Consider the following 12,111-nt stretch of genomic DNA (forward strand, 5'->3'; position numbering starts at 1 on the left):
GGGCAGCCCCGCCCGTCGTCGTGACGGAGCGGGGCTGCCCGGTGTCGCCTCTTAGCGGTACGACCCGAAGTCGAAGTCGTCCAGCGGCACCGCCTGCCCGCTGGCCGGCCCGAACCCGTAGTCGGTCTCCGGGTAACCGGTCATCGAGTAGACCTTGGCCTTCGCCTCCTCGGTCGGCTCGACCCGGATGTTGCGGTACTTGCTGATGCCCGTACCGGCCGGGATGAGCTTTCCGATGATGACGTTCTCCTTGAGACCGATCAGCGAGTCGCTCCGGGCGTGGATCGCCGCGTCCGTGAGCACCCGGGTGGTCTCCTGGAAGGAGGCCGCCGACAGCCACGAGTCGGTGGCCAGCGACGCCTTGGTGATACCCATCAGCACCGGCCGGCCCGCCGCGGGCTCGCCGCCCTCGGAGACGAGTCGGCGGTTCTCCGACTCGAAGAGCGCCCGGTCGACGAGCACACCCGGCAGGAACTCGGTCGCGCCGGAATCGATCACCGTCACCCGCTTGAGCATCTGGCGGATGATGATCTCGATGTGCTTGTCGTGGATGAGCACACCCTGCGACCGGTAGACCTCCTGGACCTCCTGGGTCAGGTGGACCTGGACCGCCCGCGGGCCGAGGATCCGCAGCAGCTCGTGCGGGTCGATGGTGCCCTTGGTCAGCTTCTGCCCGACGTCGACGTGGTCGCCGTCGTGCGCCTGGAGCTGCACCCGCTTGGAGATCTTGTCGTACACGATCTCGTCGCTGCCGTCGTCCGGCACCACGATGATCTTGCGCGACCGCTCGCCGTCCTCGATCCGGATCCGGCCCGGGGTGTCGGCGATCGGCGCCTTGCCCTTCGGGATCCGGGCCTCGAAGATCTCCTGGACCCGGGGCAGACCCTGGGTGATGTCCTCACCAGCGACACCACCGGTGTGGAAGGTACGCATCGTCAGCTGCGTGCCCGGCTCACCGATCGACTGGGCGGCGATGATGCCGACCGCCTCGCCGACGTCCACGGTCTTGCCCGTCGGCAGCGAGCGGCCGTAGCACGCCCCGCAGACGCCGAGCTTGGACTCGCAGGTGAGCACGCTGCGGACCCGTACGGTGTCCACCCCGGCCGCCACGATCCGGTCGACCAGGATCGTGTTGATGTCCGCGCCCCGCTCGGCGACCAGGTTCCCGTCGGGACCCTTGATGTCGTCGGCCAGGGTACGGGCGTGCACGCTGGTCTCCACGTGCTCGTGGGCCACCAGCCTGCCGTCCAGCTGGGTCGCGATCTGCATCGGGATGGCGCGGTCGGTGCCGCAGTCCTCCTCGCGGATGATCACGTCCTGCGAGACGTCCACCAGACGGCGGGTCAGGTAACCCGAGTCGGCGGTACGCAGCGCGGTGTCGGCGAGACCCTTCCGGGCACCGTGCGTGGAGATGAAGTACTCCAGCACGGAGAGACCCTCCCGGTAGCTGGCCTTGATCGGCCGCGGGATGATCTCACCCTTCGGGTTGGCCACCAGACCACGGATCGCGGCGATCTGGCGGAGCTGGAGCAGGTTACCGCGGGCACCCGAGTTGATCATCTTCCACAGCGGGTTCTCCTGCGGCAGCGCGGTCTCCATCTCCTTGGCGACCTCGTTCGTCGCCTTGGTCCAGATCTCGATGAGCTCGCCGCGACGCTCCTCGGCGGTCATCAGACCCCGCTGGTAGTCCTTGTCGATCCGCGCGGCTTCCTTCTCGTACCGCTCCAGGATCTCCCGCTTGCGCGGCGGCGCGATGACGTCCTCCATGCCGATCGTCACGCCGGACCAGGTGGCCCAGTGGAAACCGGCCTCCTTCAGCCCGTCGAGCGTCGCGGCCAGGGCCACCTTCGGGAACCGCTCGGCGAGATCGTTGACGATCGCGGAGAGCTGCCCCTTGCGGATCTCGTAGTTCACGAACCGGTAGCCGACCGGCAGGGTCTCGTTGAAGAGCACCCGGCCCAGCGTGGTCTCCACGGTAAGCGGCTCGCCCGGGGTCCAGTCCTCCGGAGCGGTCCACCGGGACGCACCCGGCCCGTTGTCGACCTCGACCACACCGCGCAGCCGGATCTTCACCGGGGTCTGCAGGTGCAGTTCGCCGTTGTCGAAGGCCATCCGCGCCTCGGCGTCCGAGCTGAACACCCGGCCCTCGCCCGCCTCACCGGGGGTGAGGTGGGTCAGGTGGTAGAGGCCGATGACCATGTCCTGGGTGGGCATGGTGACCGGCTTGCCGTCCGCCGGCTTGAGGATGTTGTTCGACGAGAGCATCAGGATCCGGGCCTCGGCCTGCGCCTCGGCCGACAGCGGCACGTGCACCGCCATCTGGTCGCCGTCGAAGTCCGCGTTGAACGCGGTGCAGACCAGCGGGTGGATCTGGATCGCCTTGCCCTCGACCAGCTGCGGCTCGAACGCCTGGATGCCGAGCCGGTGCAGGGTCGGCGCCCGGTTCAGCAACACCGGGTGCTCGCCGATGACCTCTTCCAGCACGTCCCAGACGACCGGCCGCTGCCGCTCGACCATCCGCTTCGCGGACTTGATGTTCTGTGCGTGGTTGAGGTCCACCAGCCGCTTCATCACGAACGGCTTGAACAGCTCCAGCGCCATCTGCTTGGGCAGGCCGCACTGGTGCAGCTTGAGCTGCGGGCCGACGACGATCACGGAACGACCGGAGTAGTCGACCCGCTTGCCGAGCAGGTTCTGCCGGAACCGGCCCTGCTTGCCCTTGAGCATGTCCGACAGCGACTTCAGCGGCCGGTTGCCCGGACCGGTGACCGGCCGGCCCCGCCGCCCGTTGTCGAACAGCGCGTCCACGGCCTCCTGGAGCATCCGCTTCTCGTTGTTGACGATGATCTCGGGCGCGCCGAGGTCGATCAGTCGCTTGAGCCGGTTGTTCCGGTTGATCACGCGGCGGTAGAGGTCGTTCAGGTCCGAGGTCGCGAACCGGCCACCGTCGAGCTGCACCATCGGGCGCAGGTCCGGCGGGATCACCGGTACGCAGTCCAGCACCATGCCGAGCGGCGAGTTGCGGGTGTTCAGGAACGCCGCCACGACCTTGAGCCGCTTGAGCGCCCGGATCTTCCGCTGCCCCTTGCCGGTACGGATGATCTCGCGGAGGTTGTCGGCCTCGGCGTCCAGGTCCATGTTCTGGACCAGCGCCTTGATCGCCTCCGCGCCCATCCCACCGGTGAAGTACTCGCCGAACCGGTCCCGCAGCTCGCGGTAGAGCAGCTCGTCGGTGACCAGCTGCTTCGGCTCCAGCTTGCGGAAGGTGTCCAGCACCTCTTCGAGGCGGTCGATCTCGCGCTGCGCCCGGTCGCGGATCTGGCGCATCTCGCGCTCTCCGCCTTCCTTGACCTTGCGCCGCACGTCGGCCTTGGCACCCTCGGCCTCCAGCTCGGCCAGGTCGGCCTCGAGCTTGGCGGCCCGCTTCTCGATCTCCGAGTCGCGGCTGTTCTCGGCCTGCCGCTTCTCGGCCAGGATCTCGTTCTCCACCGTCGACAGGTCGCGGTGCCGTGCTTCGGCGTCCACGCTCGTGACCACGTACGACGCGAAGTAAATGATCTTTTCGAGGTCCTTGGGCGCCAGGTCGAGCAGGTAGCCGAGCCGACTCGGCACACCCTTGAAGTACCAGATGTGCGTGACCGACGCGGCCAGCTCGATGTGGCCCATCCGCTCACGGCGCACCTTGGAGCGGGTCACCTCGACACCGCAGCGCTCGCAGATGATGCCCTTGAACCGGACCCGCTTGTACTTACCGCAGTAGCACTCCCAGTCCCGCTGCGGACCGAAGATCTTCTCGCAGAAGAGCCCGTCCTTTTCCGGCTTCAGGGTGCGGTAGTTGATCGTTTCAGGCTTCTTGACCTCGCCGTGCGACCACTGACGGATGTCGTCAGCGGTGGCCAGGCCAATCCGCAACTCGTCGAAGAAGTTGACGTCGAGCACGTTATATATCCCTCGTGTCGTGTCGTATTGCCACTAGCTCACCGGGCTGGGGGTTCGGGGCGGAGCAACCCGACCCGAACCCCGCCAACCTCACACCTCTTCGACCGAGCTCGGCTCGCGCCGGGACAGGTCGATGCCGAGTTCCTCCGCCGCCCGGAAGACCTCGTCGTCGGTCTCGCGCATCTCCAGGGCCACACCGTCGCTGGAGAGCACCTCTACGTTGAGGCACAGCGACTGAAGCTCCTTGAGCAGCACCTTGAAGGACTCCGGGATGCCCGGCTCGGGGATGTTCTCGCCCTTGACGATCGCCTCGTACACCTTGACCCGGCCGAGTACGTCGTCGGACTTGATCGTCAGCAGCTCCTGGAGCGCGTACGCGGCGCCGTACGCCTGCATCGCCCAGCACTCCATCTCGCCGAACCGCTGGCCACCGAACTGCGCCTTACCACCCAGCGGCTGCTGCGTGATCATCGAGTACGGGCCGGTCGAGCGAGCGTGGATCTTGTCGTCGACCAGGTGGTTCAGCTTGAGGATGTAGATGTAGCCGACCGCGATCGGGTCGGGCAGCGGCTCGCCGGAACGTCCGTCGAAGAGCTGCGCCTTGCCGCTCGCGCCGATCAGCTGCTTGCCGTCCCGGTTGGGCAGGGTCGACGAGAGCAGACCGGAGATCTCCTCCTCCTTGGCGCCGTCGAAGACCGGCGTCGCCACGTTGGTGTCCGGCTCGGAGGAGTCCGCGTCGATCGACCGCAGCGCCCGCTTCCAGTCGGCGTCGTCTCCCTGGACCTGCCAGCCGGTCTTGGCGACCCACCCGAGGTGGGTCTCCAGCACCTGGCCGATGTTCATCCGGCTCGGCACGCCGAGCGGGTTGAGCACGATGTCGACCGGGGTGCCGTCCTCCAGGAACGGCATGTCCTCGACCGGCAGGATCTTGGAGATGACGCCCTTGTTGCCGTGCCGGCCGGCGAGCTTGTCGCCGTCCTGGATCTTCCGCTTCTGCGCCACGTAGACCCGGACCAGCTCGTTGACGCCCGGCGGCAGCTCGTCGCCGTCCTCCCGGCTGAACGTGCGTACGCCGATGACCGTGCCGGTCTCGCCGTGCGGCACCTTCAACGAGGTGTCCCGGACCTCGCGCGCCTTCTCGCCGAAGATCGCGCGGAGCAGCCGCTCCTCCGGGGTCAGCTCGGTCTCGCCCTTCGGCGTGACCTTGCCGACCAGGATGTCGCCGGTGACGACCTCGGCGCCGATCCGGATGATGCCGCGCTCGTCGAGGTCGGCGAGCATCTCCTCGCTGACGTTCGGGATGTCGCGGGTGATCTCCTCCGGACCGAGCTTGGTGTCCCGGGCGTCGACCTCGTGCTCCTCGATGTGGATCGAGGTGAGGGCGTCCTGCTGGACGAGGCGCTGCGACAGGATGATCGCGTCCTCGTAGTTGTGCCCCTCCCACGGCATGAAGGCGACCAGCAGGTTGCGGCCGAGCGCCATCTCGCCGTCGTCGGTGCACGGGCCGTCCGCGATGACCTGCCCAGCCTCGACCCGGTCACCCTCGAAGACGATCGGCTTCTGGTTGACGCAGGAGCCCGCGTTGGAGCGGCGGAACTTGTGCAGCAGGTAGGTGCGCCGGTGGCCGTCGTCCTGGTGCACCGTCACGTAGTCGGCACAGAGGTCCTCGACCACGCCGCCGACCTCGGCGACGACCACGTCACCGGCGTCGACCGCGGCCCGGTACTCCATGCCGGTGCCGACCAGCGGCGACTCGGCCTTGACCAGCGGCACCGCCTGGCGCTGCATGTTCGCGCCCATCAGTGCCCGGTTGGCGTCGTCGTGCTCCAGGAACGGGATCATGGCGGTGGCGACCGACACCATCTGGCGCGGCGACACGTCCATGTAGTCCACCGCGGTCGGCGCGACGTAGTCGATCTCGCCGCCCTTCCGGCGGACCAGGACCCGGTCCTCGGCGAAGGTGCCGTCCGCCCGCAGCGCCGTGTTGGCCTGCGCCTTGACGAACCGGTCCTCCTCGTCGGCGGTCAGGTAGTCGATCTGGTCGGTGACCCGACCCTCGACGACCTTCCGGTACGGCGTCTCGATGAAGCCGAACGGGTTGACCCGGCCGAAGGTCGACAGGGCGCCGATCAGGCCGATGTTCGGCCCTTCCGGCGTCTCGATCGGGCACATCCGGCCGTAGTGGGACGGGTGCACGTCCCGGACCTCGAAGCCGGCCCGCTCCCGGGACAGACCACCCGGGCCGAGCGCGCTCAGCCGGCGCCGGTGGGTCAGCCCCGCCAGCGGGTTGGTCTGGTCCATGAACTGGGACAGCTGCGACGTACCGAAGAACTCCTTGATCGCCGCCACCACCGGGCGGATGTTGATCAGGGTCTGCGGGGTGATCGCCTCGACGTCCTGGGTGGTCATCCGCTCCCGGACCACCCGCTCCATCCGGGAGAGGCCGACCCGGACCTGGTTCTGGATCAGCTCGCCCACGGTACGCAGCCGGCGGTTGCCGAAGTGGTCGATGTCGTCGGCCTCGTAGCCCTCCTCACCGGCGTGCAGCCGGCAGAGGTATTCCACGGTGGCGACGATGTCGTCCTCGGTCAGCGTGCCGGTGTTGATCGGCACGTCGAGCTCGAGCTTCTTGTTGAACTTGTATCGGCCGACCTTGGCGACGTCGTACCTCTTCGGGTTGAAGAAGAGGTTGTCGAGCAGGGTCTGGGCGTTCTCCCGGGTCGGGGGCTCGCCGGGCCGGAGCTTGCGGTAGATGTCGAGCAGCGCCTCGTCCACCCCGGCGATGTGGTCCTTCTCCAGGGTGGTCATCATCAGCTCGGACCAGCCGAACCGCTCGCGGATCTGCTCGTTGGTCCAACCGATCGCCTTGAGCAGGACGGTGACCGCCTGCCGGCGCTTACGGTCGATGCGGACACCGACGGTGTCGCGCTTGTCGATGTCGAACTCCAGCCAGGCACCCCGGCTCGGGATGACCTTGACGCTGGAGAGGTCGCGGTCGGAGGTCTTGTCCGGCTGCTTGTCGAAGTAGACGCCCGGGGACCGGACGAGCTGGCTGACCACCACGCGCTCGGTGCCGTTGATGATGAAGGTGCCCTTCGGCGTCATCATCGGGAAGTCACCCATGAACACCGTCTGGCTCTTGATCTCACCGGTGGTGTTGTTGGTGAACTCCGCGGTCACGAACAGCGGGGCGCAGTAGGTCAGGTCCTTCTCCTTGCACTCCTCGATCGAGGCCTTGACCTCGTCGAAGCGCGGTGCGGAGAAGGAGAGCGACATAGTGCCAGAAAAGTCCTCAATGGGACTGATCTCGTCGAGGATCTCAGCGAGACCCGATCGAGCGTGCGGGTCGTCGGCCGACCGGCCCTGCCAAGCCTCGTTGCCGACCAGCCAGTCGAAGGACTCGTTCTGGATGGCAAGGAGGTTGGGGACCTCGAGGTGTTCGGTAATCCTGCCGAAGGAGATTCGGCGGGGCGCGAAAGCGCTCGACGTACGACTGGTCTTCGCAGGGCGGGAAGCTGCCAAGATGCGTCCTTCCGAGGACCGGTGCTGCTAGATGCGGCTGTCACGCGTGCACTCCAATGGCCCCACTCCAAACGCCCATAACTGGACATTCCGAGCAGGGGTCAAGTCGGAAGGCAGCGCAAACTAGCAGTGTAGCCGAGCGGCTAACCGCTGTCCAGCCCACCACGGCAGGGCGTTGCAGAACGTGTCGCCGACCGGTTGGTCGGCGCGCGCCGAGCGCGCTCACACGTCCCGCACGCAACCCGCTAGGCCCGTAGTAGCCAACGGCTCGTGGTGCTGCCGTGGCTCTTACCCAGGTGTCGGCCGTCGCAAGCGCGGAAGGTCTTGCTGATGTCAGCGTGCCTGCCGGTTCGTGCCGCGTCAAGGGCTGATGCCCGGGTCGGACCACCTCTTTACCCGGGTCGCCATCCGAAGCTGACCGCCCGGACGGGCCTGCGGCGGCCGTCGGAGGCGCCAAAGCCCTGATCATCGACGGTCGCAGCCAGTCAGCGGACGGAGACGGGCGGCGATCCGGCGCCGGATCGCCGCCCGTCGGCGACAAAGCTGTGCGTCAGCTCACTCGGCCGACGCGGGCCGCCCCCGACCGGCCCGCACCGCGCTGGCTCCCCCGCTCGGCGGAACGGAAGGACACCCGGTACGGGCCGCCCGGTGGGCGACGTGGCACGGAACTACTTGAGGGTGACCTTGGCGCCCTCGGCCTCGAGCTTGGCCTTGGCCTTCTCGGCGGTCTCCTTGTTGGCCTTCTCGACGACCGGCTTCGGCGCGCCCTCGACGAGGTCCTTGGCCTCCTTCAGGCCCAGGCCGGTCAGCTCACGCACGACCTTGATGACCTGGATCTTCTTGCCGCCGTCAGCCTCCAGGATGACGTCGAACTCGTCCTGCTCCGGCTCGGCTTCGGCGGCCGGGGCCGCGGCGCCACCGGCGGCGACGGCCACCGGCGCGGCGGCGGTCACGTCGAAGGTGGTCTCGAACTGCTTCACGAACTCCGAGAGCTCGATCAGCGTCATCTCCTTGAACGCGTCGAGCAGCTCTTCGGTGCTGAGCTTCGCCATGGTGTCTGGCGTCCTTTCGTAATCTCTTACACGAATATCGGGGTACCGGGAGGGCTGGCCGGTCAGGCGGCCTGCCCCTCCTTCTCACGCTTGTCCTGCAGGGCAGCCGCCAACCGCGCGGTCTGCGCCAGCGGCGCCTGGAACAGGGCAGCGGCCTTGCTCAGGCTGCCCTTCATCGCGCCGGCCATCTTGGCCAGCAGCACCTCGCGGGACTCGAGGTCGGCGAGCTTGTTGACCTCGTCGGCGCTGATCGCCCGGCCCTCGAAGACGCCACCCTTGATGACGAGCTTCGGGTTGGCCTTCGCGAACTCCCGCAGGCCCTTCGCCGCCTCGACCACGTCACCGGAGACGAAGGTCAGCGCGGTAGGACCGGTGAACAGCTCGTCGAGGCCGGCAATGCCAGCGTCCGTCGCGGCACGCTTGGCCAGCGTGTTCTTCGCCACCTCGTAGGTCGTCTCCCGACCCAGCGAGCGGCGCAGCTGGGTCAGCTGGGCGACCGTCAGTCCGCGGTACTCGGTGAGCACGGTGGCTCCCGCGTTGCGGAAGTGTTCGGTGAGCTCGGCGACGGCGGTGGCCTTGTCGGCCCGAACCGGCTTGTCCGCCATGTCCCTCCTCTCTCGTTTGCTCCAGGCTGGTCACGCCCGGCCGGCCCTCGGCACGGCCGGAGCCCGACGGATCGGAAGTCCACCCCAACGAGAGAAGCCCCGGCGCAGGGCGCACGGGGCGGAAAGGTCGCGCGGACACGACCTGGCACGCTTGCCGTCTCCCCCTGCGCGGGCCGCCCGTCGAGCGGGACCTTCGACCGTGCCAGGGCACGGCGACCAGCGGTCTCTGGGTTAGAACGTCGACCAAGCAGGCTTGGCCGACTTGTCAGAGTACGGGACGCCGGCCGTGACGGCCAAATCACCCCAGGTGTCCCGGGTCACGTCCGGGCCACCCGGGCCACCCGGCGTTCCTGCCCGGCCCCGGTCGCGGTTTCGTGCCCGGCCCCGGTCGGGGTCAGGTCCGGCGGTGGCGCAGCCAGGCGTACCCGGTCAGGGCCAGGGCACTCCAGAGCAGGGCGTGCCCGGTCAGCAGCGCCACCGAGGCACCGGTCGGCCCGGCGGTGGCGGCCCGGGCGGTGGCCAGTACCGGTGGCGCGATCCAGGGCAGGACGGAGTCCTTCAGCCCGAACACGTACCCGCCGACAACCCCGCCGACCAGGGCGGCGAGCCCGTACAGCGGGCTGTTCGTCGCCGCCCGGCTGGCCAGGGCGCCCAGGGCGACCGCCACCGGCAGGACCAGCAGGTGGGCCCAGAGCCCGACCGCCAGGCCCAGCGGAAGCGGCAGGTCGCCGGCCCGCTCCGGCCCGGTCACCCCGCCGAGCAGCCAGGGCAGCAGCAGCGCGACCGGAACCAGGGCCAGCCCGGCCAGCCCGGCGGCCAGGAGTCCACCGGCCAGTTCCGCCCGGCGACCGGCGGCCACCACGGCGAGCCGGCGCTGGACGTCCGGCTCGGTGTCCAGCAGCAGCTTGGTCTGCCAGGCCAGCACCGGGAAGAGCAACACCGCGGAGACCCCGTACGCCTCGGCGGCCTGTGCGGCGCCGCCCCCGTAGAGCACGCTGAGCGCGACCAGCCCGGTGATCAGCGGCGGCAGCACCCGGGCGGTCCGGACGAACCCCAGCAGCCGCATCCGGGCCAGCGCGATCACGACGCCTCCCCGGCGCTCGTGACCGGGGGCGGCGGCCCGGCGGACACCGGTCGGGTGGGCGACGACGCACCGGACAGCGGCTCGGCGGGGCGTACCCCGAGCACCTGGTGGCCGGCGCGACGCAGCGCGGCGACCGTCTCCAGGGCCCGCTCGGTCGGCACCGCGATCTCCACCACCGACGTCCCGGCTCCGGCAACCCGCTGGCCGGGCGCGGACGGGGCGCCGGTGGCGGCGCCGACGGGGATTCCGGCGGCGGCGGTCCCAACGGCAGGGATTCCGGCGGCGGTCCCAGCGGTCCCCTTCCCGATGGTTTCCGGAGGCGTGACGGTCACCGTCGCGTCGGCCACACTCCACCGCATCGCGGACGGCAGCCGGACCGTCTCGCCCCGGTGGTCGCTGACCAGCACAGCGCCGCCGTCGTCGAGTACCTCGCCGATCAGCTCGGGGACCAGTTCGCGGGTGGGCCCGTCCAATCCCTCCCACGGTTCGTCGAGGACGAGCAGGCCGGGCGGCCGGAGCAGGGCCTGGGCCAGTCCGACCTTCTGGGCGGTGCCCTTGGACAGCGCCGGCAACCGGACGTCGCGGTACGCCGCCAGCCCGAGCCGCTCGATCCAGCCGGTGGCGGTACGCTCCGCCGCCGCGCCCGACAGCCCCCGGATCCGGCCCATCCCGATCAGGTACTGCGCCACCGTGTACGGCTGCTCCGCCGGAAACCGCTCCGGCACCCAGCCAACCGTCGCGGGCCGGTCCCGGACCGCTCCGCGACTCGGCCGCAGTACGCCGACCGCCAGTTGCAGCAGCGTCGACTTGCCCACGCCGTTGCGGCCGAGCACCACGGCGCTCTGCCCGGGGCCGATCTCCAGCTCGACCGCCCGCAGCACCCACGGGGCGCGGCGGCCGTAGCGCAGCCAGACCTGATCCACTCGCACGGATAGGAGGGTGCCACAGCACCGCCCGACGCGCGGGGACCCGAGCTGTCCCGGGCACCGCCGCCGGCAGCCCGGCAGCCCGGAGCGCCGGAGCGCCGAAGGGCCGAAGGGGCCGGCGGCACGGGCGGAGGAGACGAGCCGGAGGCACGGGGCGGAGAGCCTGCGGCGCGGCGGAAACGCCGACGCGGGGCGCCCGCGAGAATCTCGCTGGGCGCCCCGCGTCGGAGGCGGACGAACGGGTCGGCGGAGGCTCAGTCCTCGGCCGACTCCCGCAGGTTCTTCACCACGTTCGGGTCGACCGGCACGCCCGGACCCATTGTCGTGGTGATGGTGACCTTCCTGAGGTACTTGCCCTTGGCCGCGGACGGCTTGGACCGGAGCACCTCGTCGAGCACCGCGGCGTAGTTGTCGACCAACTGGGTCTCGGAGAACGAGGCCTTGCCGATGATCATGTGCAGGTTGGAGTGCTTGTCCACCCGGAAGGTGATCTTGCCGCCCTTGATGTCCGAGACGGCCTTGGTGACGTCCATGGTCACCGTGCCGGTCTTCGGGTTCGGCATCAGACCGCGCGGGCCCAGGATCCGCGCGATCCGGCCGATCTTGGCCATCTGGTCCGGCGTGGCGATCGCCGCGTCGAAGTCGAGCCAGCCCTCCTGGATCCGGGCGACCAGCTCGTCGGTGCCGACCACGTCGGCTCCGGCGGCGGTGGCCTCCTCGGCCTTGGCGCCGGCCGCGAAGACGATCACGCGGGCGGTCTTGCCGGTGCCGTGCGGCAGGTTGACCGTGCCCCGGACCATCTGGTCCGCCTTGCGAGGGTCGACGCCGAGGCGCATCGCGACCTCGACCGTGGCGTCGAACTTGACGGTGCTGCTCCCCTTGGCCAGCTTGACGGCCTCGACCGGGGTGTAGAGCTTGTCCCGGTCGATGGCCTCGGCGGCCTTGCGGTAGCTCTTGCTGCGCTGCATCTCTGATTACTCCTG

7 protein-coding genes are annotated in these 12,111 nt (G+C 69.4%); all 7 read right to left on the reverse strand.

The genetic code is table 11. The annotated features are described in order from the left end of the window. Positions 1 to 51: 51 nt before the first annotated feature. The 7 genes from ACN28A_RS08980 to rplA all read right to left on the reverse strand — a co-directional run bounded on the left by ACN28A_RS08980 (position 52) and on the right by rplA (position 12,096). The gene (locus ACN28A_RS08980; protein WP_421394019.1) at positions 52 to 3,939 is read right to left on the reverse strand and encodes a DNA-directed RNA polymerase subunit beta'; all 3,888 of its coding nucleotides are present in this window, start codon (positions 3,937 to 3,939) and stop codon (positions 52 to 54) included. A 90-nt stretch (positions 3,940 to 4,029) separates the two neighbouring features. Further along, positions 4,030 to 7,461, reverse strand: coding sequence for a DNA-directed RNA polymerase subunit beta (locus tag ACN28A_RS08985; RefSeq protein WP_421394022.1), 3,432 nt, complete (start codon positions 7,459 to 7,461; stop codon positions 4,030 to 4,032). Positions 7,462 to 8,129: 668 nt separating this feature from the next. Further along, positions 8,130 to 8,513, reverse strand: a complete 384-nt coding sequence (rplL, locus tag ACN28A_RS08990) for a 50S ribosomal protein L7/L12 (protein ID WP_421394024.1) — start codon at positions 8,511 to 8,513, stop codon at positions 8,130 to 8,132. A 62-nt stretch (positions 8,514 to 8,575) separates the two neighbouring features. Next, positions 8,576 to 9,118: a 50S ribosomal protein L10 gene (rplJ, locus tag ACN28A_RS08995; protein ID WP_278064279.1), complete on the reverse strand. Its 543-nt coding sequence runs from the start codon at positions 9,116 to 9,118 to the stop codon at positions 8,576 to 8,578. A 394-nt stretch (positions 9,119 to 9,512) separates the two neighbouring features. After that, entirely contained in the window at positions 9,513 to 10,202 is a 690-nt protein-coding gene (locus tag ACN28A_RS09000; RefSeq protein ID WP_421394025.1) for a hypothetical protein, read from the reverse strand. Next, positions 10,199 to 11,131 carry an ATP-binding cassette domain-containing protein gene (locus ACN28A_RS09005; protein ID WP_421394027.1) on the reverse strand — a complete coding sequence of 311 codons (933 nt, stop codon included), beginning with the start codon at positions 11,129 to 11,131 and terminating at the stop codon, positions 10,199 to 10,201. The genes ACN28A_RS09000 and ACN28A_RS09005 overlap by 4 nt, the downstream gene beginning before the upstream one ends. Before the next feature lie 251 nt (positions 11,132 to 11,382). Beyond that, a complete protein-coding gene (gene rplA, locus ACN28A_RS09010; RefSeq protein ID WP_421394029.1) occupies positions 11,383 to 12,096 on the reverse strand; it encodes a 50S ribosomal protein L1 in 714 nt (237 codons plus the stop codon). Positions 12,097 to 12,111 lie beyond the last annotated feature (15 nt).

It is taken from the genome of Plantactinospora sp. WMMB782 (assembly GCF_049179135.1).
In the GTDB taxonomy this organism is placed as follows: Bacteria; Actinomycetota; Actinomycetes; order Mycobacteriales; family Micromonosporaceae; genus Plantactinospora.